This is a genomic window from Spongiactinospora rosea (assembly GCF_003315795.1).
Lineage (GTDB): Bacteria > Actinomycetota > Actinomycetes > Streptosporangiales > Streptosporangiaceae > Spongiactinospora > Spongiactinospora rosea.
The window spans coordinates 445176-468036 of sequence record NZ_QMEY01000001.1 but is presented as its reverse complement, the minus strand read 5'-3'; the positions used below and the strand labels follow the sequence as shown (position 1 = coordinate 468036).

General features: G+C 69.6%; 52 protein-coding genes and 1 pseudogene. All 53 read right to left on the bottom strand.

Going from position 1 to position 22861, the window contains the following annotated elements:
• Window positions 1-7 precede the first annotated feature (7 nt).
• The 53 genes and pseudogenes from DP939_RS02395 to DP939_RS02160 all read right to left on the bottom strand — a co-directional run bounded on the left by DP939_RS02395 (window position 8) and on the right by DP939_RS02160 (window position 22853).
• Window positions 8-316 (bottom strand): hypothetical protein, encoded by a 309-nt coding sequence (locus DP939_RS02395; protein WP_113978341.1) that lies wholly within the window; start codon window positions 314-316, stop codon window positions 8-10.
• A complete protein-coding gene (locus DP939_RS02390; RefSeq protein ID WP_113978340.1) occupies window positions 313-594 on the bottom strand; it encodes a hypothetical protein in 282 nt (93 codons plus the stop codon). The genes DP939_RS02395 and DP939_RS02390 overlap by 4 nt, the downstream gene beginning before the upstream one ends.
• Before the next feature lie 140 nt (window positions 595-734).
• The gene (locus DP939_RS02385; RefSeq protein WP_113978338.1) at window positions 735-950 is read right to left on the bottom strand and encodes a hypothetical protein; all 216 of its coding nucleotides are present in this window, start codon (window positions 948-950) and stop codon (window positions 735-737) included.
• Window positions 951-1149: 199 nt separating this feature from the next.
• Complete coding sequence (locus DP939_RS02380; RefSeq protein ID WP_113978335.1) at window positions 1150-1632, bottom strand: DUF6221 family protein; 483 nt, start codon at window positions 1630-1632, stop codon at window positions 1150-1152.
• Window positions 1625-1870 (bottom strand): hypothetical protein, encoded by a 246-nt coding sequence (locus tag DP939_RS02375; RefSeq protein ID WP_113978333.1) that lies wholly within the window; start codon window positions 1868-1870, stop codon window positions 1625-1627. The genes DP939_RS02380 and DP939_RS02375 overlap by 8 nt, the downstream gene beginning before the upstream one ends.
• A complete protein-coding gene (locus DP939_RS49630; protein ID WP_450097536.1) occupies window positions 1870-2079 on the bottom strand; it encodes a phosphatase domain-containing protein in 210 nt (69 codons plus the stop codon). The genes DP939_RS02375 and DP939_RS49630 overlap by 1 nt, the downstream gene beginning before the upstream one ends.
• 61 nt (window positions 2080-2140) lie before the next feature.
• Window positions 2141-2650, bottom strand: a complete 510-nt coding sequence (locus tag DP939_RS02370) for a hypothetical protein (RefSeq protein ID WP_113978330.1) — start codon at window positions 2648-2650, stop codon at window positions 2141-2143.
• Complete coding sequence (locus DP939_RS02365) at window positions 2647-2862, bottom strand: hypothetical protein (protein ID WP_147267834.1); 216 nt, start codon at window positions 2860-2862, stop codon at window positions 2647-2649. The genes DP939_RS02370 and DP939_RS02365 overlap by 4 nt, the downstream gene beginning before the upstream one ends.
• A 20-nt stretch (window positions 2863-2882) precedes the next feature.
• Window positions 2883-3089, bottom strand: a complete 207-nt coding sequence (locus DP939_RS45295; RefSeq protein WP_147267833.1) for a hypothetical protein — start codon at window positions 3087-3089, stop codon at window positions 2883-2885.
• Window positions 3086-3724 carry a hypothetical protein gene (locus DP939_RS02360; RefSeq protein WP_113978326.1) on the bottom strand — a complete coding sequence of 213 codons (639 nt, stop codon included), beginning with the start codon at window positions 3722-3724 and terminating at the stop codon, window positions 3086-3088. The genes DP939_RS45295 and DP939_RS02360 overlap by 4 nt, the downstream gene beginning before the upstream one ends.
• On the bottom strand, window positions 3721-4041 hold the full coding sequence (locus tag DP939_RS02355; protein ID WP_113978323.1) for a hypothetical protein: 321 nt from the start codon (window positions 4039-4041) through the stop codon (window positions 3721-3723). The genes DP939_RS02360 and DP939_RS02355 overlap by 4 nt, the downstream gene beginning before the upstream one ends.
• Window positions 4038-4355 carry a hypothetical protein gene (locus tag DP939_RS02350; protein WP_113978320.1) on the bottom strand — a complete coding sequence of 106 codons (318 nt, stop codon included), beginning with the start codon at window positions 4353-4355 and terminating at the stop codon, window positions 4038-4040. Before DP939_RS02350 ends, DP939_RS02355 begins: the two co-directional genes overlap by 4 nt.
• Window positions 4356-5035: 680 nt before the next feature.
• Window positions 5036-5791, bottom strand: coding sequence for a hypothetical protein (locus tag DP939_RS02345; protein ID WP_113978318.1), 756 nt, complete (start codon window positions 5789-5791; stop codon window positions 5036-5038).
• Entirely contained in the window at window positions 5788-6183 is a 396-nt protein-coding gene (locus DP939_RS02340; protein ID WP_113978316.1) for a hypothetical protein, read from the bottom strand. The genes DP939_RS02345 and DP939_RS02340 overlap by 4 nt, the downstream gene beginning before the upstream one ends.
• On the bottom strand, window positions 6183-6560 hold the full coding sequence (locus DP939_RS02335) for a hypothetical protein (RefSeq protein WP_113978313.1): 378 nt from the start codon (window positions 6558-6560) through the stop codon (window positions 6183-6185). The genes DP939_RS02340 and DP939_RS02335 overlap by 1 nt, the downstream gene beginning before the upstream one ends.
• The gene (locus DP939_RS02330) at window positions 6557-6823 is read right to left on the bottom strand and encodes a hypothetical protein (RefSeq protein ID WP_113978311.1); all 267 of its coding nucleotides are present in this window, start codon (window positions 6821-6823) and stop codon (window positions 6557-6559) included. The genes DP939_RS02335 and DP939_RS02330 overlap by 4 nt, the downstream gene beginning before the upstream one ends.
• Window positions 6820-7014 (bottom strand): hypothetical protein, encoded by a 195-nt coding sequence (locus tag DP939_RS02325; RefSeq protein WP_113978308.1) that lies wholly within the window; start codon window positions 7012-7014, stop codon window positions 6820-6822. The genes DP939_RS02330 and DP939_RS02325 overlap by 4 nt, the downstream gene beginning before the upstream one ends.
• Complete coding sequence (locus tag DP939_RS02320; RefSeq protein ID WP_113978306.1) at window positions 7011-7190, bottom strand: hypothetical protein; 180 nt, start codon at window positions 7188-7190, stop codon at window positions 7011-7013. The genes DP939_RS02325 and DP939_RS02320 overlap by 4 nt, the downstream gene beginning before the upstream one ends.
• The gene (locus tag DP939_RS02315; protein WP_147267832.1) at window positions 7187-7522 is read right to left on the bottom strand and encodes a DUF6085 family protein; all 336 of its coding nucleotides are present in this window, start codon (window positions 7520-7522) and stop codon (window positions 7187-7189) included. Before DP939_RS02315 ends, DP939_RS02320 begins: the two co-directional genes overlap by 4 nt.
• Complete coding sequence (locus DP939_RS02310) at window positions 7515-7715, bottom strand: hypothetical protein (protein WP_113978300.1); 201 nt, start codon at window positions 7713-7715, stop codon at window positions 7515-7517. The genes DP939_RS02315 and DP939_RS02310 overlap by 8 nt, the downstream gene beginning before the upstream one ends.
• Window positions 7715-7924 (bottom strand): hypothetical protein, encoded by a 210-nt coding sequence (locus DP939_RS02305; protein ID WP_113978298.1) that lies wholly within the window; start codon window positions 7922-7924, stop codon window positions 7715-7717. Before DP939_RS02305 ends, DP939_RS02310 begins: the two co-directional genes overlap by 1 nt.
• Window positions 7911-8513, bottom strand: a complete 603-nt coding sequence (locus DP939_RS02300; protein WP_113978295.1) for a hypothetical protein — start codon at window positions 8511-8513, stop codon at window positions 7911-7913. The genes DP939_RS02305 and DP939_RS02300 overlap by 14 nt, the downstream gene beginning before the upstream one ends.
• Window positions 8510-8710 (bottom strand): hypothetical protein, encoded by a 201-nt coding sequence (locus tag DP939_RS02295; RefSeq protein ID WP_113978293.1) that lies wholly within the window; start codon window positions 8708-8710, stop codon window positions 8510-8512. The genes DP939_RS02300 and DP939_RS02295 overlap by 4 nt, the downstream gene beginning before the upstream one ends.
• Entirely contained in the window at window positions 8703-8930 is a 228-nt protein-coding gene (locus DP939_RS02290) for a hypothetical protein (RefSeq protein ID WP_113978290.1), read from the bottom strand. Before DP939_RS02290 ends, DP939_RS02295 begins: the two co-directional genes overlap by 8 nt.
• On the bottom strand, window positions 8923-9135 hold the full coding sequence (locus DP939_RS02285) for a helix-turn-helix domain-containing protein (protein WP_113978288.1): 213 nt from the start codon (window positions 9133-9135) through the stop codon (window positions 8923-8925). Before DP939_RS02285 ends, DP939_RS02290 begins: the two co-directional genes overlap by 8 nt.
• Window positions 9128-9343 (bottom strand): hypothetical protein, encoded by a 216-nt coding sequence (locus DP939_RS02280; protein WP_147267831.1) that lies wholly within the window; start codon window positions 9341-9343, stop codon window positions 9128-9130. The genes DP939_RS02285 and DP939_RS02280 overlap by 8 nt, the downstream gene beginning before the upstream one ends.
• Complete coding sequence (locus DP939_RS02275) at window positions 9340-9567, bottom strand: hypothetical protein (RefSeq protein WP_113978283.1); 228 nt, start codon at window positions 9565-9567, stop codon at window positions 9340-9342. Before DP939_RS02275 ends, DP939_RS02280 begins: the two co-directional genes overlap by 4 nt.
• Complete coding sequence (locus tag DP939_RS02270; RefSeq protein ID WP_113978281.1) at window positions 9564-9974, bottom strand: DUF6205 family protein; 411 nt, start codon at window positions 9972-9974, stop codon at window positions 9564-9566. The genes DP939_RS02275 and DP939_RS02270 overlap by 4 nt, the downstream gene beginning before the upstream one ends.
• Complete coding sequence (locus DP939_RS02265) at window positions 9974-10282, bottom strand: hypothetical protein (RefSeq protein ID WP_113978278.1); 309 nt, start codon at window positions 10280-10282, stop codon at window positions 9974-9976. Before DP939_RS02265 ends, DP939_RS02270 begins: the two co-directional genes overlap by 1 nt.
• An 82-nt stretch (window positions 10283-10364) precedes the next feature.
• Complete coding sequence (locus tag DP939_RS02260) at window positions 10365-10895, bottom strand: hypothetical protein (protein WP_147267830.1); 531 nt, start codon at window positions 10893-10895, stop codon at window positions 10365-10367.
• A gap of 15 nt (window positions 10896-10910) precedes the next feature.
• Window positions 10911-11348 (bottom strand): hypothetical protein, encoded by a 438-nt coding sequence (locus DP939_RS02255; RefSeq protein WP_113978273.1) that lies wholly within the window; start codon window positions 11346-11348, stop codon window positions 10911-10913.
• Complete coding sequence (locus tag DP939_RS02250; protein WP_113978270.1) at window positions 11348-11854, bottom strand: hypothetical protein; 507 nt, start codon at window positions 11852-11854, stop codon at window positions 11348-11350. Before DP939_RS02250 ends, DP939_RS02255 begins: the two co-directional genes overlap by 1 nt.
• The gene (locus DP939_RS02245) at window positions 11851-12354 is read right to left on the bottom strand and encodes a WhiB family transcriptional regulator (RefSeq protein WP_113978267.1); all 504 of its coding nucleotides are present in this window, start codon (window positions 12352-12354) and stop codon (window positions 11851-11853) included. Before DP939_RS02245 ends, DP939_RS02250 begins: the two co-directional genes overlap by 4 nt.
• Complete coding sequence (locus DP939_RS02240) at window positions 12354-12839, bottom strand: RusA family crossover junction endodeoxyribonuclease (protein WP_113978265.1); 486 nt, start codon at window positions 12837-12839, stop codon at window positions 12354-12356. Before DP939_RS02240 ends, DP939_RS02245 begins: the two co-directional genes overlap by 1 nt.
• The gene (locus DP939_RS02235; RefSeq protein WP_113978262.1) at window positions 12836-13111 is read right to left on the bottom strand and encodes a hypothetical protein; all 276 of its coding nucleotides are present in this window, start codon (window positions 13109-13111) and stop codon (window positions 12836-12838) included. The genes DP939_RS02240 and DP939_RS02235 overlap by 4 nt, the downstream gene beginning before the upstream one ends.
• Window positions 13108-14196: a hypothetical protein gene (locus DP939_RS02230; RefSeq protein WP_113978260.1), complete on the bottom strand. Its 1089-nt coding sequence runs from the start codon at window positions 14194-14196 to the stop codon at window positions 13108-13110. Before DP939_RS02230 ends, DP939_RS02235 begins: the two co-directional genes overlap by 4 nt.
• The gene (locus DP939_RS02225) at window positions 14193-14798 is read right to left on the bottom strand and encodes a hypothetical protein (protein WP_113978257.1); all 606 of its coding nucleotides are present in this window, start codon (window positions 14796-14798) and stop codon (window positions 14193-14195) included. The genes DP939_RS02230 and DP939_RS02225 overlap by 4 nt, the downstream gene beginning before the upstream one ends.
• Window positions 14795-15169 carry a hypothetical protein gene (locus tag DP939_RS47530; RefSeq protein ID WP_225878006.1) on the bottom strand — a complete coding sequence of 125 codons (375 nt, stop codon included), beginning with the start codon at window positions 15167-15169 and terminating at the stop codon, window positions 14795-14797. The genes DP939_RS02225 and DP939_RS47530 overlap by 4 nt, the downstream gene beginning before the upstream one ends.
• Window positions 15166-15519, bottom strand: a complete 354-nt coding sequence (locus tag DP939_RS47525; protein ID WP_225878005.1) for a hypothetical protein — start codon at window positions 15517-15519, stop codon at window positions 15166-15168. The genes DP939_RS47530 and DP939_RS47525 overlap by 4 nt, the downstream gene beginning before the upstream one ends.
• A gap of 403 nt (window positions 15520-15922) precedes the next feature.
• Window positions 15923-16132, bottom strand: a pseudogene (locus DP939_RS49200) (helix-turn-helix domain-containing protein); the annotation flags it as partial.
• Between the two features lie 35 nt (window positions 16133-16167).
• Window positions 16168-16470, bottom strand: coding sequence for a WhiB family transcriptional regulator (locus DP939_RS02215; protein WP_113978252.1), 303 nt, complete (start codon window positions 16468-16470; stop codon window positions 16168-16170).
• Between the two features lie 298 nt (window positions 16471-16768).
• Window positions 16769-17101: a helix-turn-helix domain-containing protein gene (locus DP939_RS02210; RefSeq protein WP_147267829.1), complete on the bottom strand. Its 333-nt coding sequence runs from the start codon at window positions 17099-17101 to the stop codon at window positions 16769-16771.
• Window positions 17098-17226: a hypothetical protein gene (locus DP939_RS48590; RefSeq protein ID WP_263972287.1), complete on the bottom strand. Its 129-nt coding sequence runs from the start codon at window positions 17224-17226 to the stop codon at window positions 17098-17100. The genes DP939_RS02210 and DP939_RS48590 overlap by 4 nt, the downstream gene beginning before the upstream one ends.
• Window positions 17227-17299: 73 nt before the next feature.
• Window positions 17300-17770 (bottom strand): hypothetical protein, encoded by a 471-nt coding sequence (locus tag DP939_RS02205; RefSeq protein WP_113978247.1) that lies wholly within the window; start codon window positions 17768-17770, stop codon window positions 17300-17302.
• A gap of 144 nt (window positions 17771-17914) precedes the next feature.
• Window positions 17915-18877, bottom strand: coding sequence for a recombinase RecT (locus DP939_RS02200; RefSeq protein WP_113978244.1), 963 nt, complete (start codon window positions 18875-18877; stop codon window positions 17915-17917).
• The gene (locus tag DP939_RS02195) at window positions 18874-19923 is read right to left on the bottom strand and encodes a YqaJ viral recombinase family nuclease (protein ID WP_113978242.1); all 1050 of its coding nucleotides are present in this window, start codon (window positions 19921-19923) and stop codon (window positions 18874-18876) included. Before DP939_RS02195 ends, DP939_RS02200 begins: the two co-directional genes overlap by 4 nt.
• A complete protein-coding gene (locus DP939_RS02190) occupies window positions 19923-20252 on the bottom strand; it encodes a hypothetical protein (RefSeq protein ID WP_113978239.1) in 330 nt (109 codons plus the stop codon). The genes DP939_RS02195 and DP939_RS02190 overlap by 1 nt, the downstream gene beginning before the upstream one ends.
• Window positions 20249-20845 (bottom strand): hypothetical protein, encoded by a 597-nt coding sequence (locus DP939_RS02185; RefSeq protein WP_147267828.1) that lies wholly within the window; start codon window positions 20843-20845, stop codon window positions 20249-20251. The genes DP939_RS02190 and DP939_RS02185 overlap by 4 nt, the downstream gene beginning before the upstream one ends.
• Window positions 20842-21306: a hypothetical protein gene (locus DP939_RS02180; RefSeq protein WP_113978234.1), complete on the bottom strand. Its 465-nt coding sequence runs from the start codon at window positions 21304-21306 to the stop codon at window positions 20842-20844. The genes DP939_RS02185 and DP939_RS02180 overlap by 4 nt, the downstream gene beginning before the upstream one ends.
• Entirely contained in the window at window positions 21303-21572 is a 270-nt protein-coding gene (locus DP939_RS02175; protein ID WP_113978232.1) for a hypothetical protein, read from the bottom strand. Before DP939_RS02175 ends, DP939_RS02180 begins: the two co-directional genes overlap by 4 nt.
• Entirely contained in the window at window positions 21569-21928 is a 360-nt protein-coding gene (locus DP939_RS02170; protein WP_113978230.1) for a hypothetical protein, read from the bottom strand. Before DP939_RS02170 ends, DP939_RS02175 begins: the two co-directional genes overlap by 4 nt.
• Window positions 21928-22338 (bottom strand): hypothetical protein, encoded by a 411-nt coding sequence (locus DP939_RS02165; RefSeq protein ID WP_113978227.1) that lies wholly within the window; start codon window positions 22336-22338, stop codon window positions 21928-21930. The genes DP939_RS02170 and DP939_RS02165 overlap by 1 nt, the downstream gene beginning before the upstream one ends.
• Window positions 22335-22853, bottom strand: coding sequence for an HAD domain-containing protein (locus tag DP939_RS02160; RefSeq protein WP_147267827.1), 519 nt, complete (start codon window positions 22851-22853; stop codon window positions 22335-22337). The genes DP939_RS02165 and DP939_RS02160 overlap by 4 nt, the downstream gene beginning before the upstream one ends.
• Window positions 22854-22861: the final 8 nt, after the last annotated feature.

The following is a 22861-nucleotide window of genomic DNA, read 5'->3' as shown; positions in this document are numbered from 1 at the left end:
GGGCCGGTCATCGGCCGACTGGCGGGCCAGCCGCCCACCCGGGACGGCTGACGACGATATCGTGCCATTCCTTCATCGCGGCCTGCTCCAGTTCGAGCAGGCTCAAGGCCGCCGCCGCGGACGCCCGCTCGCCCTCCGAGGCGAGCCGCTCATACACCGCGAGGTGCGCCTCGCTGGCTTCGATCGCGCCGCGAAGTCCGCGCAGATGCTGTCGCCACCACGCGTCATGGTCCGCGCGCGGTTCCAGGCAGACCACGAGGTCGCGCTGCTCCTTGAGGCTGGCCTTGACCACGGCCAGCCGGTCCCGCTCGCTCATGAGCGCGCCGGTCCGTCAAGCCGGTCGGCGTACGGCTCGGCTAAGAGCGTGAGCACGAGGCGGGCGAGGTTGCTGTCCATGTTCTCGCACTCGGCGAGGATCTTCCGTTTGGCGAAGATGTCGGCCCTCATGCGTTCGCCGTGGATGCGGATGTAGCGCTGCGGACGTCTCATGCCGAGGAGTCGGTCGAGTTCGGCCTCTTCTTCGTCCCAGCGCTCACGAAGGTAGTCGGGCAGCGGACGCACCTTGATCGCCCTGCGCCATGTCGGTGTCGGCATCGACGGTGAATCGCCCATCGAGGCCCTCCAATACGCGGATGTGCCTTTTGTTGCATTGGCACGTTCCTGCACCTCTATGTGCTCGTCAAGTCTCTGCCGCGATACTCGTCCAAGTCGTAACCGGATTTTCGGTCGTCCGTCTAGAAATCGTGCGTGCAATGCGGGCAATAGGTGATCTTCTCGGGGTCGCCGTCGGGCTCGATGGGCCCCTCGAAGGCCGGATCCCATGGCGGTGGTGGCAGGCTGGCGTTCAGCCGTTCCACCAGCGCCGCGCGATCGGCAAGAAGCGCGTCAGCGGTCGGAAACCCGTGCCCGCACTCCAAGCAGATCAGGTAGTGCGGGCCGGGCTCGTCCACGCCATGCGAGTAGCAGTGCACCTCTCGACAGGCGGCGGTAGGCGTGTGAGTCACGTACGACGCCGCCCCCTGGAGGCTCGCGACTGGAGGTACACCCATCGATCGTCGCGACGCCAGCCCTGATACGGAATATGGACCCATCGACGCCCCCACGCGTCGATATACCCGCCCTCCCAGTTTCCGCCCCCGTGTAGCCCCGTCATGGCCGCCACTCCTCCTGGTAATCGGGATGGCCGTCGTGCGGAAGTGCGAGCAGGTGCACAGTAACGCACGGCCCCTCGGGAACGTCGCCACGGCTGTGGAACGCTGCGTTCTTTGAAACGCATCGGCCGCAGACAGGAAGCTCGGCAGACCGCTCCTCGAACCCCTCGCCGTCATCTTCCAGCCAGACGACATCCCGATACACGATGGCGTGCTCATCGAGGATCCGCCGCTTGGCCTCGACATCACGGAGCACCCGGGCCGGGTCGTGCCGGACGATGTGCTCGGCCTCCCGCACCCACGTGAACCGGACGTGCAGAGTGCCATCGGTGCCCCGGATCATGCCGCCCGTCTGGTACTCCCAGCGGGGCGCGGGCACGCCCCGCTTGAGGCCGATGCGCGCGTCCGCTCCCAACAGCGTCTCGGCCGCCTGGGCGTCCTCGTCCAGGCGGGCGGAGACGAACTGTGAGAGCTCATCCATCCCGGCCGGCCAGTTCCTCGTCAGCGGTCGAGGCGAGCAATGCCGCGGCGGCCGACACCTCGCGGAGTTGCTCGGTGCTCATGCCGCGCAGGGCGGCCGCGAGCTTCTCCAGGTCGCCACGGTAGGCCCAGCCCATCGCGCCCTGCACAGTGAGGGTGTTGCCCGCTTGCTGTAGCCCTTGCTGGAGCTTCGCGCCAGCTTCGGCGAAGATCTTGGCGAGGTCAGGCTGGTCGTTCATCAAAATGCCCCTTCTGCAACTTGGACGACGGTCAGGTCCAGGCTTCGCCACATGGCCACCACCGAGGCGCGGTCGTCGATCACGCCGAACACCCGCCCCACGAAGTGCCTCTCGTACATCTCGCGCTTCACTTCGGTGTCCGGCCAGGAGGAGCTCCCGGACGATCGCGACGACCGGAGGGTTCGGAATGTCCTCCCCCCCGATCCCAGTCGTACGGGTCGCGGTCCTGCCGGAGAGCTCCCGTTCCGTCGATGAGCCAGAGCTTGCCGCTCACCAAGCGTCTCCCCGCCACGCCAGGAGTTCTCCCGCGCGCTGCTGACGATCCTTTTGGTTGTCCAATCGCCGTTTCAGGGTGTCGATCTCGGCGTGCAGCCCAACATTCTCCCGCTGCGCCGCCAGGGCGATATTGGCGAAGGCCACGAGGTCTATCCTGACCGCGCTGCCGTCGGGGCGCAGCACCTCGATGGCGTCGGCGAGCAGGCGGGCCGGCTCGCCGCGGTCGGGCGCGGGCGGCGGGCCGTAGATCTCATTCTCCACAAGGCCCTCCTCCGCATCGAGCAGGCGGCGAATGTCGGCGGCGGCGGGCCGGATGAACTCAGCGACCGCCTCCGCCTGGGAGGTGGTCGCAGCATCGCGCGGCCCCGGGCTGAACGTGGTCATCAGCTTCACGGGACCAACATTCAACCAGTCGCCGTAGTACTCCTCACCGCGCTCACGCTCGATCCTCCATTCGATGCCCTGGACGGCGGCCAGGCGCGCCCGGATGTCGTCGTGACTCAAGACGCCTCGATGAAGGCGAGGTGCTCGGCGATGCCGGTCCCGGCGGCGATCTGCTCTGCGGTCGGCGCTGCTGGCGCGCCCTGCGCGACGAGCACGAGCCTTGGTGGCCGGTGCTGGCAGTCGCACCAGGTTCCGCCGGGGCACTCGTCGTTGCACTGTCCGGCGTACTGTCCGTTGGTGTGCCACTCGCCGGACATGCCGAGGTCAGCCATGGCGGCACACGGCTTGCAGATCACGACACCTCCCCATAAAAGCCGTCCATCTGGACGTCCAGGTACGCCAGATCCGGGTGAGCGGCGATGTCGCGAGCGTCTCCGTCTCGCGCCGCGCTGATCACATCCTGGAAGGCCGCAGTGACACCGAGGGTCGCCGCGATCAGGGAGTGCTGAGCGGCCATTGCTCTGTGCAGCTCAGCTCGCCTCCGCCTACCGTCGCTCATGATGCCTCCCTGGGGCTGTAGTAGATCGTTCGGCCGTCCTGCCAGATGAGCATCGCATCTCCGTTGATCTGGTTCTTGTCGATGCGGCCAGACGGCCGCTCGCCTCGTTCGTCCGTGCAGCGTGGGTTGGCGCAGCGCACCCGCCCGGACTCCTGCGCAACCCGCAGGCTGTACGTACGGCAGTACGGGCAGGCGGGCGGGATCTGGCCCTTCGGTACGTGGATGGGGATCCACCGCTCGGACTCCCCCACGTCGCGGACCTGGCGGGCCCGCTCGACCCAGCGACCGAGGCGGCGCGCCGCGTCCCGGGCCACGTCGTCCGGCACGCCGTGGACCAGGCGCTCGATCGAGTCGAGCGCCGCCGCGGTGTTGGCATCGGACCCGCCCCGGGCCGCTCCCGTGTGCCCGGCGACGTGATACCGCAGATCCTGCTCCAGCTCGCGCACCCCCGCGTGGATGGTGAGCAGCACCGGACCGGCCTCGGGGTGCCACGGTGCGGGGCTGCCGGTGACCTTGTGGTGCTGCGCGCTTCCCCGCGCTGCATCGGCGACCTGCTCGGGCAGCAGCTCGGCGAGCTGGTCGAGCAGCGGCCTGAGTTCGGCCACGAGGGCGGGCACCTCCTCGGCTGGGGTCATCCATCCTCCCGGTGGTCGAACGCGGCGTGCCAGCGCTCCAGGTCGGCGATCTCCGACTGTCGCTCGGCAAGTTGCCGGCGGCGGCGTTCGGCGCGAGGAATCCCGGCATCGCGCGTGGCCAGGCGGTACAGCAGCCTTCCGATCAAGAGCACGAGACAGACGGGAGCAAAGATGGGCCAACCGGCGGCCACCAGCGTGATCAAACCCTCGTCAGGCTCCATATGCGCGCGGCGGTCCACAGCGGCCATCACACGGGCTGTGGCCATGAATCCCGCCGCGTAGACGACCAGCGCGCCCAGCACGATCAGCGCGATCACGGCCGCCCCTCGATGGCGGCCTTCACCTGCGCGGCGACAAACCAGCGATCCGGGGCGTCGGGTGTGGCCAGAGCCTGGCCGCAGACCGCCAGAGCGCGGGCAAGGGCGGCTTCGGCCCGTGTGGCGCGATCCTGAGCTTCGCGCACAGCCGCCAGTTCGATGCGGTGCCGCTCGGCCTCTTGGTCGCGTACGGCAAGAATGCGCTCTATGGCGGGGAAGACCCGCCCACAGTAGGTCGCCCGCTCGGTGATCTCTTCGGGCGGATAGATGTTGTCGAGCATCGCCGCGGCGTACCGCTGGCGCAAGTCGGTCATGGGCACCTCCAGGTGGGCCGGATGGGTGAGGTGAGGATCGGCGTGTCGGGGTGGGTCGGTCCGCGCCCGTCAGGGCTCGGCATGACGTGTCGCAGGGTCAGGAAAGGCTGGGTACGGCCTGTCGCCGGGACTCGGCATGACGTGTCGCCGGGCCAGGAAAGGCTGGGTACGGCCTGTCGCTGGGGCTCGGCATGGGCAGGATGGAGGTGGGAGGTCGGGCAGGCATGCCCTGGGTGGGGATGTCGCCTTGGCCGGACCTGGCTGGGGGAGAGCAGTCGCGCGGAGACAGTCGGCTTCGGGTAGCGGTAGGCCAGTCGAACGGGGTGGACATGGACGGCTCCGGACATGGGCGGGTTGGGTTCGAAAAGTCGGTGCGGAGAGCAGCGGATTGGCCCGGCAAGGCTGGTCGGCGCGGACAGGACGGGCGCGACAGGGCTTGGCGTTGACGCGGCTCGACGTGTCGATCTGGGCTGACGTGCGACGGCCTGGCATGAGCAGACGCGAGCAAGGCAAGTCGAAGCGGGCCGATGCGGCGGGCGCGTGACTAGAGCTGGGGTGTCGGCGTGGTGAGGCCGGGACCGTGGAGGCAGGGCCGGGCAGGTCGTCCCGCGAAGAGCAACGGTGGGCTGTCAGCATGGTTGGGCTAGCCGTGTCGGATACGGCGTCGCTGGAACGGAACCTCACACCCGCTCCCAGGTGATCAGCTCGAACTGCCCATCACTCCTACTGCGGTCGGCACCGATCCCGATGTCCTGAAGGCGAACCCAGATCCGGCCCCACGCCTCGCGCGACAGGAAGTCGTCGTGCACGCGCACGGTGAAACTCAAGGTCGGGCACTCGACGTACTCCACGCGCGCGATCGACGACCTAGGCCCCTGCGGGGTCTTGACGTGCTTCACCCGCTCCTCGATCCCACTCGGCGCGCTTACACCGAGCGAGATGTAGTCGCGGTGCACATCGCCGACCACGAACACGCGCTCAGCGGCGGTGCTCATCAGGCCCTTGCGGAAGCTCGCGGGCAGCGGCTGGCCGATCTTCGGCTTGTGGGCACCGGCCCCCTTCTTTCCGTCCCAGTCGGTGCCGGGATACGCCGAGTTCATCGCTTCCTTGATCGCGGCCTTCATGCACCGCGCCTCGTAGGTCAGGACGTCCCCAAAGCGCTTGAAGCCGTTCACCGACAGCTCGGCGGCCTCCGACTCCATGAGCGCCCCGGCGAGCGCGTCGGCGGTCGGCTGGCGGTCCGGGAACCGCTCGCGCAACGTCTGCTCCGCCAGCTCCTGGAGGTCGCGGTCGCCCAGGTCGAGGCGCGTCTTCAGCCAGCCCTTGATGACGGACGAGCTCGATGGCACGCCCCCCACGATCTTGCTGTGCACCTGGAGCCGCACGCGGTACGTGGCGACCGGCTCAGCGATCCCGAAGATGTCGGCCGCGCTCACGCCCGGCCTCCAGCGACCCGCAGTGGCGTCGCACCCTGACCGGCGGACAGGGCCTGATTCTTCCGCTTCAGTTCCTCGTTGGACTTCTCCAGGCGCTCGATCTCCTTGCGGGCGAGCCCCAGCGCCTCCTCGGCCGACGCGTCCGCCTCCAGCATGGCCCGGGTGTCCCGAACGGCCTGACGGGCCCGGCCGTAGTTGACCACGGCGGCCTGGACCTCGGCGGCATGCTGGATCGAGCGGAAGGTATCGAACAGCTCGCGCGGGGTCTTCCCCTCCAGGCTCTGTCCGGTGATGGCCTCGATGTCGGCGCGCAGGTCCGCGTCCGACTGGATCATCGTGACGGCACGGTCAAACTCCTCAGGTGAGTACTCGTGCGCGTGCTTCCGCTTCATCAGGTGTCTCCTCTCTGGGATCGGGTGGAGTTGAGGTGCTCGCGGATGAGGTCCTCCAGCGGCGGCCGCCCTTTGCGTTTCGACTGCGGGTCGGCGCCAAGGAAGATCGCTTCCAATCGATCGAACTCGCGGCCGACCTTGGCCACGGAGTTGCGCATCGCCTCGGCGGTGACCTCGCCCAGCTCGGCGACCTGCCGCTTCACCTCGGCCTCCATCGTCTGCGCGATGTCCGACTCCACGGTCCGTCTGGCGTCCTTCACGGCCTTGCGCAGATCCCCGGTGACGCCGTGGGCCTCGCGGACCAGCTCACGCAGCTCGGCGCACACCGTTTCAATCGTGGACAAATCGACCTCGACCTTGACCGGTTGCGATTTCACGGCATCTCCTCGTCCGCGCGACGGCGAGCGGCCATGCGCCGCCGAGTCTCAGGGGATGCGGCCATGGCGGCGGCTGCACCGAAGCCGCCAGCGGCGAGCATGACCAGGCCGCCGGTCCAGGCCCACCGCGTGTCGCCGAGCCAGATGGCGGCACCGGCCATGGCCAGGGCCGCGAGGGCGGCGATCCCCGCGATGCGTGCCCAGCGGGCCGTACGGGCGTCGAGCGCCTCCTGCTCAGCGGGTGTGAGGTGTGGTTCGTTCACGGCTTTCCCTTCGTGGCGGTGATGGCCTTCGTCGCGCACCCGTGGCACCAGTGCAGTGGCTTGTCCTGATCCGGAAGGACCGGATCGTGGATCATCCCCCCGCCGTACAGGCTGTCGCGCACGACGGTCACGCAGTCGTCACGGTCACGGATCTCCGAGCCGCAGCCGTCGCAGCGTTTGATCATGGTCATGGTCGGTCCTCCATGGCGCGGGCGGCTAGGACGGCGCTGGCAATGGCCGCGCCGGTCCAGAGCAGGAACACGGTCAAGTCGGCGGCATTGAGCGGCACGGTGAGCTGGCGGCCCACGTAGCAGGCCGCGTACAGCCACCAGGCTGCGAGCGCCGCGTTGACCGCCGCCGCGATCACGACACACCTCGGCTGATCTGCCAAACCCAGCCGTCCGCGACCCGGACGGCGCGATAGCGGCCTGGGGCGACCGGCGGCCCGCTGCTGCCCTGGATGTCGGAGTGCAGCGGGCAGATCATCAGGGCGTCGCCAAGGCGTTCGTGCAAGGGGTGGCGAATGGTGAATCCGGCGGCGTCGAACAGCACGAGGTGCTCGGACTCCCGGTCGTCGAGCAGCTCATCGACCACCGTCGGCCTCGGGCATCGGAGTGACGAGCAGGTGACGTGCCCGCCCTCGGCAAGGAACAGGGTCCGGCCGCAGCCCATCGGGCAGAAGCCTGCGACCTCAGACATGATCGGCCCCCTGTGGATCGGGCGCGGCCGTGCCGTGCACGAACAGCGCCTCGTCCCAGCGACCGGGCAGCGTCTCGACGTCGTGCGCACCACACCGGGAGCAGCGGCGCAGGACGAGGGTGGTCGCGTTGGCGAACGGCGCGCGCTCATGGAGCACGCCGATCGGCGTGTAGCGGTGGCGGTGGCGGAACATCACGCTCCCTCCGGGTAGACGCGGTCGCGGGCGAGGCTCGCCGCTTGGGCGAACACGATCGCCGCGCTGAGGAAATCGACGGCGGTCTGATCGCTCGCCTCCTCGGCCGCGGCGCGCATGCGGCCCAGGTCGAGATCGAGCAGGACCTGGCGGGTGTAGGTGAGCAGCACCGGCAGCGCGGTGCGCAGGTAGTCGTCAGGGCTGGTCACCGTCGTTCCCCTCCATGGCGCGGTCGTCGATCGCTCGCGTCTCCTCGATCTCGGGCGACGGGCCGGGGCCGCCCCAGCGGAACTCCTGCGGGCCGCGCAGGTCCCATTTCACGAGCACGGTGTCGCCGTACAGGCGCCGGATTTCGTCCTCGGGGATGCCGGTCATGTCGCATACCTCCTGCGGCGACATCGGTCTCCAGTGCCAGAGGAAGCGCGCGGACAGCTCCGGTTCAGCCGGTTCGGCGACCGCCTCCCCCGTCGTGGTGCGGACGAGAGCGGCGTCCTCTCGGCGACATACGCAGTTCTTGCAGAGCTCCGGGGACGGGCAGCGGCGTGCCTCGATCGCCGCGGCGATCCGCTCGGCGTCCTCGCGCCGGATCTCCTCGACCACGGCGGCCACCCGGTCGGCCATCTCGTAGACGTAGCCGCCGAGGTGCCCGGCGGCCGACGGCGTTCGGTCGTCCTGCGGGTCCCGTTGCCACAGCGCGCAGGCGATCCGCAGGCGCAGGCCACCATCGCTGCGGGCGCGGTCCAGCGCGACACCGGCAGCGACTGGGCGCCCATCAGTCGGCATGGCGATCTCGATCACGGGCCCTCCTTGACGTAGCGGAACACCAGCTCCGCGCTGTCGGAGGTCACCTCGACGGCGTCGTCCCACTCGGCGCGCTCCCCGAGCTCCTGGTTGAGTTCCGCGAAGATCTTGCTGACCTCGGCCCAATTAGCCGGCAGATCCAGCGCGTATTCGACATAGGTGACGGTGCGCTCGCGGCGTGTCCAGCTAGCCATCCCTACCGCCCCCTACGCCGTCCACGCCCGCGGCTGTCAGGATCGCCTCACACAACTCCCACGCTTCCTCGGGGTGGACATGTACGGCGGCCGGGCCGCGGCTCGTCTGTACTCCTATGGCCGCGTGTGGCACACCGTCGTAAGCCACGCTGGCGACCGTCAGCTCGTCGCCGTCCCGGTCGGCGTAGCGGTAGACGGCGGCGATCGCGTGATCAGGCATCGCCGACCTCCTCAAAGGAGATCCGCAGGTTCAGCGCATGCGCGTACGCCTCCAAGTTGCTGAGGCGGGGGTCGCGCTTGCCGATCTCCCACTCGGCGATGATCACCCGGTTCACGCCCATGCGGTCAGCCACGTCACGCTGCCGCAGCCCGAGCTTGTGACGCCGCACCATGAGGATCTGGACCACAGGGTGCGGTCTACGCATCGTCGCTCCCTGGCCAGTCGCGGACGACCATCGGGCGCCGTCGCGTCCACTCGGCTCGAAGGGCGGCCTCGGCTGGGCCCGCGCCGAGCCGGTCGTGCGCCCGCGCGGCCAGGCGGCCGGCGGCACACATCGCGACCTCGTCGGTCACCTCACCGCCGAGGATCCAGGCGAGCACCCTCTGCACGTCGCGCGCCTCAGACACGTTCACGACGCGTCCCAGATGATGCCGGGGGTGTCACGCATGACATCCCGTACGGCGTCGGCCGCCGGAGCGGTGGCCAACATCTCCTCATGTGGCTTCCCGAGCTGCGCCGCCAGAGTCTCGGCGCAGCAGGCGCGGGTGTGCCAGCGGCGGGCAAGTGTGGTCCCGTCCGGCTGTCGCCTGACGATCAGGATGGAGGCGAACCCCGTCGTGTGGTCATGAATCATCACTGGGCCACCTCCTCGGTGCCATCTGGCCAGCGGAGCATGGGCCGCTCCTCCACCGCGTGACCGTCCACGACACGGACGCGCCAGATGTCCGGCGACTCCTCCCCACGAACGAGGATCAGCCCCTCGAAGGTCCGGCCGTCGCCGTGCGCTGCGACGATCTCCTGCACCTCGCGGGCCAGCGCGTCAGCGCGAAGCTCGTCTTCCTCGCTCGGCCTGATGGCGACCGCCATCACGGTGGTCAGCACACCTTCTTCGGTGTCCACCGTCTTCTCGACAGTGCGGAGCCAGACGAGCCGCTCGTGCTCCGCACGCTCCTTGGTGCGGACGAAGTCACTACCGCGAAGCTCACCCCAGCGAATCGGCGGATCGATCGTGATCTCGCCCGACAGGTAGCTGATGTAGCCCATTACCCCTCCTGAACTTCGCGGGTCGATGGCCAGCTCCGGGAGGCGGCCAGCCTCTCGGTGTCGATATCGAGCAATCCGAGCTCCAGCAGGTGCAACAGCGCCTCCCTCATCTGGAGGCGGGTCGTCTCAGATCGGGTCTGGGCCGGGTTGTAGTAGGGCCCGTCCGGCCCCACCGACCAGAGATCTACGGCGATGGTGGCGATGTGCCGGATCTGGTCGAACGGGCCGCCCTCGCGCTCGTCCACCGGGATCCGAGGAATCGGCTCGCCGAGCGCTGTGGGCAGCGGCGGCTTCGGGTCGGGGCTCACGACCCGTGCTCCATCCGGTCCGACTCGGCAACCGGCGACGCGGGTACGGCGTCCCAGCCGATTTCTGCTTCGAGCTTGCCCATCACTTCACCTCAGCGACGAGCGAGACGGGCGTCTTGATCTCCAGCGGGCGATCCGACAGCAGGTAGAGGCCGTCCCACTCCACGAGAGTGCCGTCCGTCGTGAAGAAGAAGATCGAGTTCTCGTCGGGGCCGTACGACCCGTCATCGCCGGCCGAATCGACCGCCATCGGGCAGTAGTCCGCGCTACACGGGTCAAGGATGTCATCCTCCGGGAGGAGCTGACTTCCCGCGTTGGACACCTTGCCCTTGATGGTGAAGTAGCTGATGACCTGGCCGTTCTCCGCCAACAGGTAGATATAGCTGATCTTGTTCGGGTTGTTGTAGCGGACCAGCCGCTCGGAGATGTTCTTACGCTCCAGCGACTGGCCGTTCAGCGCGGCGGCGGGGAACGGGTCGGCGGCCTCGTACTTCTTCTGCTGATCGCCGGAGACGGCCTGCGCCGCCTTCCGGTCCTCGGCGCTGTCGCAGCCTCCGGCGGCCGTCAGGAGAACGACCGCTGCCATCGCCGCAGCGACGTATCTGGTTCTCATCGGGGTCTCCTCGGGTTAGTTGCAGGTGGGGGTGGTGTCGCCGATGCGCTTCGGCAGCGTCCCGGGCTTGAACACGTTGCGGCTGGCCTTCGCGCTGTCGGCGTTATAGGTCTCCGCCAAGTCGGCGCGGTGCTCGCGCAGTCCGGCCAGCTCGGTCGCGAGCCGCTCACCCTTTGGGGCGGCCTGGAAGCGGTCGCCCGGCTCACCGTCTGGCTTCCGCCGCTCGTACGCCGCAATCTCCACTTCCTTATCGGCGATCTGCCGGTCAGCCGTGCGGACGTCCGCGCAGAGGTCGAAGAAGTGCTCGTAGTTGTAGAGGACTGCGTCGGGGTCGCCCACGCGCTCGGCGACCCCGGCCGCGGTGCGGAACGGCAGCGTCGCGACGCCGAGCAGCAGCAGGCCGACGTATACGGCCAGGAAGACACCGACAGCGGCGAAGAGGTAGCGCAGCATCACGCCTCCTCGGGAGTGCCGTCGAGCAGCGCCTTCAAGCCGCGGGCCACGATGTCGAGCTCGTGATGCATCTCGCTGACCGTGAGTTTGCCGTTGGCGTTGACCCGGGCGGCGTAGTCCACCCAGTGTGCGAGGCCCGCACGGAGCCGGGACACCTCAATGGCGTGGAGTACCGGCCCCGCGTTCTTCAGGGTGCGGTCGGAGAGCTGGAGTTCGCCCGCGTCGTCGAGCGTGCCCTGTGCGGTGCGCTGCACGTACAGAGCGCGCATCATCTCGCGGACGTGCGGCTCCTGCTCGCGGTTCGGCACCTCGCAGCCGATGATCCTCACGCGCACCGACGGGTCCTTGTCGGAGCCGTCGGCGGGCTGCGTCCGCTCAATGTGCCGAATCTCCATGACCGCCAGCCGGGTAGCTCCGGGCTGGTCGTACAGAGGGCGGATGTGCGGCTCCAGCGCGTTGGCGGCGGCCACGGCGAGCTTGCTCTCGAATTTCAGAACTGTGGTCATGGGCGAGTGGCGTCCCTTCCTGCGATTTCTCGGAAACATGGCTTGCACCAGGCGGCCAGGCCGTCCGGGTTGGCCGCGTTGGGGTAGTAGTCGGTGAGCGCCCGGACCATCCGGCAGCGCGGGCAACGTTTGCTGGGCCCCTGCTCGACGGGTGGAGGGTCGGGGACAACGTCGGCCGCGGGGCGCGCGGGCCGCTTCCGGGGCCGGGGCTGAGGCGACGGCTCAGCAACGTCCTTGTGCACGTAGGCAGGCAGCGGCCGGATTCCGCGCTCCCGCCAGTGGGTCTCACGCTCGCGGCGGGACGTGCCGCCCCAGATGCCGTACAAGTCGTAGGCGAGGGCGTGCTCTCGGCAGGATCTGGCCAGCGGGCATCCGGCGCAGATTTGCCGCGCGAAGCGGTCATCGTGCGGCGGGAACCACAGCTCGGGATCGTGCTCACGGCATGCCGGCGGCCCGCCTTTCGGGTACGGCACGGCGGTGGCGCGCTCGATGGCGACCATTACGTCACTGCCCAGAGCCGTATCACCGCGCCGGGCTCACCGAGCGCGAGTTCGTGGACGTACGGATAGGTGGTGATGCAACGCCCATCGACCACCTGTGAGTCGTCGAGGTACGTCACGCCGGTCAGAGCGTCGCCGATCGCACGGCCGTAGTGATCCCAGTCGCTCGATGAACGGGTGATCGGCCAGTTGGAGCGCGCCGTCTTCGGCCGGGCCACGGTGACCACGGCCTCCAGGCGGACCGCGCCGAGCAGCTCGGCGTGCTGGGTCTTAGGGACGCTGCACAGCGCGCACACGCCGCTCTTGCCGAGCGCCGCGTACTCGTGCGCGCCGAGCAGGTCCAGCGCGGCCCCCCGCACCCGGCCCCGCCAGTCGTGCAGGTCGCGGCCGTTGGCGTGACGGAGCTTGCCGCCAGCGGTGCCTTTGAGGTTGCCCTGGCCCGCGGGCTCGCCCCGGACGGTGAGAGTGATCAGCGGGGCCGTCATGCCCCTCTCCTGTCGAGTAGTGCGATCATCTGGTGGCCGGTCCCCGGGTTGACGAGTTCGGCGGCGGCCAGGCCCGTGAGCAGTGCGCCTAGCGCTTCCCCGCTGCTTCGGGCAGGCCACTGCGCGGCATCGCCCAGGTGGCTGAACTCCTTGCCGCAGCGGGCCGCCATCGCCGTGAGCTCATCGCGTGTGTGGCCGTGGCGACGCAGGTCGGCGACGGCGAGCGGCAACAGCGCGTCCAGGTGTACGCGCAGGGCGGTGACGTCGATCACGTTCCACCGCCGATGGCGAGCTGAACCGACCGAGCGGAGCGCTCATCAGGAATGCCGAGGTTGGTGATCTCGGCGAGCTCGGGATGCACCTTGGCGTACTCCGCCGCCGAAATCCTGCCCGCGAGCAGCGAGTCGCCGACGACGATGCGCGGCTGGAACGGCGGGATCCCGTCGAGCCGCAGGGCCGGGATCAAGGCGGAACGATGCATCAGCTCGCCGATGGCCACGACGACCCGCAGGCGGGCGACGGCCGCGGTGAGCGGATCGATCTCGCAGCCGTCCACCCCGGCGATGATGCGCCGGATCGCCTCAGCCGGCTCAAGGCGCGGTCCACCGGTCGCCGGGCGAACCCGGCTGTCCGGCTCCCCTCCAGGCTGCATCTGCCGAGGGTGGACTTCGCCGGTGGTGTACCACTCCCACAGGTAGTCGATCTTCCGTACCAGGAAGTGCCCGGTCCCGCACGTCGCGTCGATCGTGCGGACCACCGGCTCGTCGCGAAACTCGTCACAGGCCGGGATCAAGGTCAAGTCGGTGATCCCGTCGGCGACCCACCACGGCGTCTGCGCGAACGCGAACGCCTTGACTCGCTCGGTAGACAGCGCCTGGAGAAGGTCGCCGACGATCCACCCGGAAATCGACGCCGGGCCGGTCGTGGTCTCGTAGGCCAGCGACGGCGCGTCGCCCGTCCACCAGTCCACGAGATCGCGGCAGACCTGCTCGCTCGGGTCGTGCTCGCGAAGCTGGGAGTACCGGGGGTCGAGCAGGCACCACGTCGCCGGATGCACGCACAACGAGGCGTACGCGCGGGCGAGCCACCCGAGCATGCCGCCGGCCTGTGGCGGCGCGTACAGCTCGCGCCGCCCCTTCGCCTCCGCTCGAAGCCAGGGATCGACAAGGCCGTGATCCTCTGCCCAGGCCACCAGCGTGGAGAAGTACACCCAGGCGACTGCACACGGCCGTACCCGCTCCAGCGCGCCATGAGCGGACCGCGCGCCCGCCATGGACTCGGCGAAGGCATCCACGTGCCCGCGCAACGCCTTGATCATCGGCCGGGTGTAGGCGACATCGTCAACCGGGTTGCTCACGATGCACCGTCCCCGGGCATGTCCAGCAGCAGGGCGAGCGCCGCCTGCTCGGGGGTTGGCTCGCCGGAACCGACTCGTCGCATCTTCAGCGGCCTGATTGCCAGCGCGATGCCGAGCAGCTTCCCCGTGCGATCGGTCGCGAGCCTGTAGTCCGTCAGCCGCAGCCACACGGCGTAATAGGGCTCGGCTGGAGCGTTCCGGCGCGCCGTCGCATCTTCAGCGGCCACCCACCCGGCGCAGTCACAGCCCGGGATGTCGCAGGACCGCCCGGCCAGGTGACGCGGCGTCGGGCGGTAATGGTCCATCTGGCCGTTGGTCATCGGGCAGGCGGCGATCGAGTACGCCGCGCACTCCGGGTGCATCGCGGGCTCGGCCGTGTACCTGTCGGTCATGTCCTGCGGCCGGACCAGCACCACCAGGCGATCGCCGAGGTGTTCGCCGCACGTCTGGCAGCGTCGGCCGCGCAGGCAGGTGTCCACCCGAGAGCCGTGGACCGCGCCGAGCGTGGCGCGTCCGTCGGCGTGGTGGACGGAGATCCATGGCACCACCAGGCCGCCCTGTGTGGGCCTGCCCGCGAGCCGCAGTGGAGTCGGCGGGGTCATCGTGTACTCCTCTCGGGGATCGTGAATAGCGCGCTCATGCCTGCCGTACGGCGGGCCTCGCGCGTGCGGGCGGCGGTGGCCGCGTGGTGCTCGGCGTCGTAGGCGAGGTGGCACCGCTGGCACCAGGCCGCGAGGTTGTCATCGGCGCAGTCCTCGGGCCGGTGGTTGCGGTGCGCCGTGGTGAGCACCACGCGCGAGCCGGTGACCGGGTGCGGCTCGCCGTGCACCGCCGTGCATCGGGCGCCGTGGTCGTGGCCGCACTCCCCCATGCACTCGCACCGGCCGCCCGCCCGGACGAACCGGATGCGGTCGCTGATCGCCCGCCAGTCGGCCGGGTACCGGTGGCGCTCCTGGGGCCGGATCGGCATCATGCGCTCCTCTCCGGGACCGGGGCGTACTGGACGCACGGGCACTTCGAGCAGTCGGTACGGCGCGGGCCGTCGAGGCGGTGGTCCAGTACGCCATCGCCGCAGGTGCAGGGCCGCCGACGGTCGAGCGCAGCACGCTGGGCGCGGAAGTCCTCGTCCGGCTCGCTGCCACCTCCGTTCGCGGCAGGCTTCTGGAGCGCCGCGACGGGACGCCAGCCGTGGCCCCGGGCCATCACCACGAGTTCGGCGGCGAGCTGGCCGGGGTCGCGGTGGCCCTCCTCGGTCAGTCGGCGCACGAAGGCCGCAGTGAGGCGCCGGGCTTGTTCGGCGATCGGGTCGGTTGCGGGCTGCACGGCGTCCTCCTCTCGTGATCGAATTCGGGTTTTCCACAGGCGCGGCGCGTGGCCGGACCCCTTCCACCTCAGCCCTGTACGGCGAAGAGATGAGTTCTGGTTGGTGGGTGGTTAGGTCCTGATTAGGTGGGCGGACATGGTGTCCGGTGATCCGGTCGCTCATGTCCGGTGATCGGGTATCAGATGTCCGGTGTTCATCGGGCGGTGAATCTCTGGATGGGGCCTGATCGGCGGACATGGTGACCGGAGATCGGTGGTTATCCACAGGAACCAGAGGCTTTTCGTCGGGGCCGAGCATCAGCACCCGTCGCTCCAGGTCGTCAGGGAACGTCAGCCGGTACTCGTCCGCCAGCGCTCGCCGCCCCTGGCGGCTGCCTTCGCGCACCCGCTCGATCAGCCCCAGCGCCCGCAGGGTGTCGAGCGCTCGCCGTACGGACCGCTCGCTCAGCTCCGTCACCAGCGCCAGCCGCTCGATGCCCGGCCGCACGTCCCTTCCGTCCGGGCTGGCGTAGTCGGCCAGGATCGAGGCGACCAGCTTCGTCGCGGGCGAGCCGAGGCGGACCCGCCGGATCAGCCGCCGCCAGGTGAACGGATCTACCGCAATCAGCCCCACACGCACTCCCCCTTACGGTCGCCTTGACCTGCACTTCAGGCCGCTCGGCTCTGCCTGATGGCACGGCGCTCCCGAGGTGTCAGGCCGCCCCACATGCCGTCTTCCTCGCCCGCCTCCAGGGCGTACTCCCGGCACTGCCGCCACACCGGGCAGCGAGCACAGATCACGCGGGCGTCGGAATAGGCGGCATGCCCTGCGTCCCGGTAACCCTTGAAGTCGGCGACAGACGGGAACCACAAATCCGGGTCCTCGTGGCCCCAGCAGATCCCTCGCTGCTGCCACGAAGTCGTCGTCTCCGTGCTCGTGCCGTACGCGCCGTACCGGTCACGCAGTCTCATCGCACACCTCCGCTGAGCTGAGGCCCCTGGCGCTCGACTCCACGGCCCGCTCCATGGCCGGAGGAGCGCCAGGGGCACCCGCGCGAGGGGTCCGTCGCGCGGGGTTCGGGCGCGGCCCCCACCGCGCCCGCTGGTGTGCAGTCCCGCCCGTCCCCCGGCGGGCGGGACTGCACGTCTGGTGGTCCCACCTGGTCCCGGCCCCCGATATGGTCCGGGGCCAGGTGGGTGCCCGCCGACGGCGTCGGGTGGTCGCCTGGCGGGCGCGCCGCAGGAAGGGAGGCTGCGGCGGGTCGAGTGGTCATCGGGCTTCCAGGTCGGTGAGGACTGCGGAGACCCTGGAGTAACCGGCCGTGCCGGGCGCGAGCGCACCGTTCTCGGCCGCTGCGATCACCTGCGGGTCGATGCGGGCACGGGCGGCGAGCTGGCGGACGGTGAGCCCGAGCGCCTGGCGGCGCGCCGTCAGCACGCTCGGCCGGGTCGTGGTGATGCTCTGGCACTCGACGCGGACCGGGCGCGGCGGCGGCGTGCCCTCGCCGAGCTGCTCGGCGAGCCAGCGTTCGGCGAGCGCCAGGGCCTTCTCAGCAGGACCGTCCGAAAACTCCCAGGTCACGGTCATGCGCAGGCCACTCATGTCAGGACCTCGGTGAGCGCCACGGCAAGCACGACCGTGGCCGCCGCAGCGGTGACCATGACAGCGGGGACGCGCCACCGGCTGGCGCTCAGCCACTGGTCCAGCGCGATCAGCAGGCGGATCACGGCTCGCCTCGCAGACTGCGGGCGGCGGCCAGCGCGTGGCGGCGGCCAGCGATGATGACGATCTGCTTCTCGGTCACAGTCGCCCCCTGAGCCGGGCAAGAGCATCCGCGCCCGCGAGGACGGTGAGGCCGGGAGTCGGCGTGGTGCGCATGTACTCGGCGATCGCACGGGCGTCATCCGCCCAGCTCGCCGCCTCGCCGGCCAGCGCGCGCCGGGCATGGTCGTGGATCTCGCGGACGGCGTCGGCCTCGAAGGCGGACAGGCCGCGCACCTCGGTGTGCGGCAGCGGCCCCCAGCCGGTGATGACGACCGGCCCGGGGTACGGGCTCGGCGGCGCACCAAGGGCGTTGAGGATCAGGCCGCCGACGATGTTGCGCGGCAGCCCGAGCCGGTGGCCGTCGTCGTTGACCCATCCGGCCCACTCGTGGCCGTCCGGGTCCGGCTGGAGGCGCACCCGGCCCGGCCCTTCGGGGCCGACCTCGGTACGCCACGCGCCGTGCTTGATGTTCAGCTCGCCGTCATTGTCGATCAGGGCGTACATCATCGGGTGGTCCTCTTGATCAGCGCTATGGGGAGCATGGCCAGCGCGGTCAGGCAGCCGGTTCTGCGGGCGCCCTTGGCGTCGCGGGCAAGCCGGTCGGTCCGGGCAATGCAGGCCCGGCAGGAGCAGCCGGGCCCGGGGTGCGGGTCACGAGGCATCGGTGCCGCCTCCCGAGCCGGGCCTGACGACCGGGGGCCAGTCGGCCTCGTCAACGTCGGACCGCGCACCAGCCTGGTCTCCATCAGGTGTATAGGGTTCCTCGGTCTCGGAGACGACCTCGCCGTCGAAGTCGAAATCGACCTCCGGGGGCTCGCTCTCTCCGGCCGGGTTCTCGCGCTGCAACAGCTCCACCAGCTCCGGGCTCTGCGGCACCCAGTCCGCGAGGCGGCGGACGGCGCTCTTACGCCACATCGCGTCGAATTCGGTGTGCCAGGTCGAGTTAAACCACCCCTTGTCAGGGACGCGGGCGAACTCGTCAGGCTCCTCGCGGCGATGCTGCTCGGCGAGGGCGTACGCCTTGCTGTACCTGTCCCGGACGAACTCGGCCTCGCCGCGATTGAGCGTCACGATCTTCGATCGGCCGCCGCCCTTGATCTCGGCGTAGGCGTAGGCGAGGACGATCGGCCCGCGCTCGCCGGAAAGCACGTCGGGCTCGTGCCAGAAGGTGCCGCCGTCGCCGATCCGGTATTTCCACGGGTCGTTCTCGTGGATGAACTCTGCGGTGACCGACATGACCTGGCCGGAGCGGTACATCAGTTCCACCAGGCCCTGCCACTGCGCGATGAACGTGGCGGTCTTGCCGTACGGCACGATGGCGGCCTGCTTGGTTCCGGGCTCCAGTCCCAGGCGGGCAGACTCCAGCAACGCGGCGAGAAGGGACTCCTGCGTGCAGTCGAGGAGCTTCGGCGTCTTCTGGACGGCCGTGAGCGCCATGCGCAGGAATCGATCAACGCTCACATGCTGAGGCAGCGCCACGGCGAACTGAGGCCGCATCTGCTGGAAGAGCTGCCGCGCGGTGGCGACCTTCTTCTTCTGGAGCTCGACGGCGTTGCCGGTGCGACGCTGACCGCCCTGGGCGCGGTTGGCCACTCGTTGGCCGAGGTTGCTCATACGGTTCCCCCTGGAACTCGGAAGACGCGGGCGCGAAAGCGCCGGTGAATTTCTGGTTGCTCCGCGGCCAAGCGCTCGCCATCGATCGCCTTGGCCGTACGGGTGTACTCGCGCGCCAGGTCGGGATATGCCTGCCGGAACCGCTTGTAGGCGAAGTTGCCGTTGCGCTTCCAGGAGTAGAGCTCTCGGCCGGGGGCGAGGGCGATCTCAGCGTCACCGAGCCGGGCCTTGAGCTTGTTCTCAATCGCGCCGAGTTCGCGCTCCAGCGCCCTCCGCTCAGCGACGACCTCGGCGCGCCGGGCGAGAAGCGCGTCGGCCGCCTTGCTCTCCTCTGGATTGAAGAGGCGGAACGAGTCCGCAGTGGCGTCCCACAGCCGCCCCAGCAGTTCGTCAGTGCTCTCCAGATCGCCGGGCTCCGGTGGGATGCCGGCCTCCACATGGTCGCGCCAGAAGTCGGCGACCAGCGTCACGAGGTGGCCGATGAGCTCGGTGTCGTCGGCGAGCTCGAAGTGCACGAAGTCGTCATCGACCAGGCCCGCGACGTGCGCCTTGCCGTAGCCGGTGACGGCGCGGTACCAATACGCCTGGAGGGCGGGACCATCGGGCGGCTCGTCACCACCCCAGTCCTCGGCGCGCGCGCTCCGCCAGGTTCGGCTCTTGCACTCCAGTACGGCCGGATCCGCGAAGTTGCTGTCGGCGAAGCTGATCCGGTCAGGGTTGGCGAGCATCCACGGGTGCTCGGCGTGCTGGAGCGTTCCGGGAGTGTTGAGCACGATCCGGCCGGTCTCCTCGGCGAAGAACTCGGCCACGAGCCCTTCGAGGCGGTGACCGCGCCGCGCAGCCCGATCGAGCTTGGCATCGCGCTCTTCGCGCAGTTCACCACGCTTGTCGAGGTAGACGTGCAGCGGCCCACGCCGCTTGTCCATGCCGAGGATCGCGGCGACGTCCGAGCCGCCGATGCCTTGGCGGCGGACGTCGAGCCATTCGTCACGCGGCAGGCCGGACGGCGCCAGGAGGCGCGCGGTCGGGGTGATGAGGTCGCTCATCACGCTCGCTCCGCCTTGACCGCATCCTGGATCATCCGGATCGCTGTCAGGCAGTCCTCACCGCTGATGTCGTCATCGCCCTTGTTGTGTGCGATGTGGTTGTAGATCCTCTCGGCGTCGCAGGTGTAGGGGAGATTGGCGTTCCAGTCCTCCTCGACGGCGAAGCCGATGCCGATGGTCCCGAACTTCGGGAACCCCACGATCGCCTGGCGCTCACCGAGCCGGACACGGTACGCCCAGTAGTCCTCGTCGATCGCAGGCGTCAGGGCAACCGCGCCAACGTGCACGGTCCTATTGGGCTGGTCGCGAGTTTCGAGCACGAGGTTCATACGTCACGCTCCGCGATCTGCCGCAGGTCGTCGATCCCGCCGTCGGCCTCGGCCCAGTACACGGCCTGGACATAGCCGGGATACTCGCGGGCCAGGCGCCGCCGTTCTTCCTTGGGCGCATGAGCGATGGTGCCGATCAACCCGTTCTCGAACGTCGAGCCTTCTGCGCCCCCCTCCGAGCCCTGCCCGAACCACCACAAGACCTGGCGGGCGATGTCCGGGGTGATGTCCTCCCGCGCCAGCTCATCGCGGATCAGGGGCGTGATGGGGCCGTACACCCCGTGGATGTGCTCCACGGACCGGGAGCCGGACGGAGCGCCATCATGCAGGCGGATCTGCCCCTCGCTCTCAACAACCAGGTAACGGATGCCCAAGTCGTCCACCCACACCTCGTTCGGCCTGGGCATCCCAGCGGCGGGAACACGGCGGGTGATCGTGACGGCGCTCGCCTCGTGCCGGACCTCTTCCCGGTCGGTGGCCCCTGCCTCGCCGTACTCGTACTCGTAGACCAGCGAGCCGTCCGTATGGGTCAGTACGCGCGCGCCCGTGATGGTGATGTCGATAATCTCGCCGGGCTCGTATCGCTGGCTCATCGGCCGCATCCCTCCTCGCAGTCCGGGCAGCACCCGTCTCCGGCGGCCATCCGGTTCAGCTCAGGCTCGTCCGGCCACCCCAGGTCAAAGCCCACGCCGAACGACTTGACCTTCGGCGCGCCGTACTGCTCGTAAGGCGCGGCGTCCATCGCGACCACCACGTCATCCCGGCACAGCAGCCACGCGTACTCGCCGAGCTTCGCCACACTGCGCAGTGCGGAGATACCGCGGTGGTCGCGGATCTTGCCGATAGCGAAGGTGTGATACGACTCGGCCTCGGCCAGCAGGCCGGCCGCGTCAGGTGCGTCCCTCCAGTCAGCCGCCGTGATCTCGGGGTTGAAACGCCTGACGTGTTCGAGGTCGAGAGCACCAAGCAGGACCTCGCTGCGGAAGCCGAAGATGTCGGCGTCAGCCACCGCGCGGATCCGGACGGCGATCTCGTCCTGCGTGCGGAGTTTCACTGCTCCCCCTCCCCCCTCCAGATCGCGGCGCGCATCCGCGCGGCGCGGCGGCCGACGCGCTTGGCGAGGAGCTGGCCGCGCTCGCGCATGGTCCGGGTCATCGCCCGCTCGACCCGGGTCCCGCCCGACAGCAGCGGGGCGAGCCACGCATCCGGGTCGGTCTCGCGCCAGATGCGCTCCCAGTCGGCCAGGTCGGCGATCGGCGCGGTCGCGGCGAGCGCGGACGGGTCGGTCGAGTCGTCGTCGGCGCGGTGTCGGCCGATCATTCGCTGGCCTCCCTACGGTGGGTCTCTGGGATCTGCATGACGGCGGTCACCCGCGCGTCGAGGGCGGGGTCATCGCCGCCGTACGGCTCATCGGCCGGAACGCCGGTCGCGGGCGGGCCCGCTTTCACGACGTGTGCCGCGCGCTCCTCCAGGGCGGCGAGGTCGGCGTCCCACATCCCGGCCTGGGCGGCGAGGACCTGCGCCAGGCGGCGCGCGTCCCGGATCCGCTCCAGGTCGTCACGCGCAATCGCGATGTGGCGGTCGCCGAAGTAGAACTTCGACCACCGGTCATCGAGCTCATGCCGGATTTCGTGGGGCGAGATCCGGCCGTAGTCGTATGTCGGGAGCCCGGCCATCACGACTCCCCGCACGCCCTGGAGTGGACGCCGCCCGGGGGTGCCCCACAGTGGCACAGGGCCACACCGCGCTCGGTGAGCACTTCGCGGACGGCCTCCAGCGTCGTGCCGCCAAGCGTTGCCAGCGAGCCGCTGTTGGCGTACCGGACGCCCTCATCGTGGGTCCGGATCAGGTACTCGGTGCTGCGTCTGCGGCACCCGTCCATGATCGCGGCATAGTTCATCTCAGCCTCCTGACTGGACGCGCGAGCGATGAAGTAGAGAGCCAGCCAGCCGAGCGCTGTCAGGACGAACAGGCTGGCCAAGAAGACCGGCGCCCATCGCGGCCCGAGGTGGAGGGCGAGCCACAGGACGGCCAGGCCGAGGGTGATGCCGATAGCGACGCCAACGCCGAAGCGCAGAACCTTCATGACCCACCTCGTGGTCGTCGGTTCTTGGCGAGCCATGCGCGGGCCCGCTCCATGTGGTCGTCGGTCAGCCCGCGGTACGGCTCGACGTGGATCAGGAGGTGGTCGCCGACACCCTCGACCCCGCGCAAGTACGCGGCGTCGCGCAGGGTGAGGGAGTCGTCGAACCACACGAACGGCCGCCCCGCGGTGTACTGGGCGATTCGGGGGGTCTTGAAGCACCAGATCTTCGCCGCCAGGTCCGGCGGCGCATCCTGGCCCACCACGCAGACGGACTGCGTCGGCAGACCGATCAGAGGCCCGATCTCGACGTTGGCATCGTGATCCCAGGCGGTCGCCCAGACGAGTTCCGCCCCGGTGATCTCGGCCAGCTTCAGCAGCTTGGGGCCTGTCGCCGGGTTGAGCCACAAAGTGAGGGTCAAGCCGTCGGCCACGACCCTGTGCTCCTGCCACTGCGAGCCCGGCCGTCCGAACGGTGCAATCACGCCGTCCACGGCGAGCATGATCAGCGGCGTCATGGGCTCGT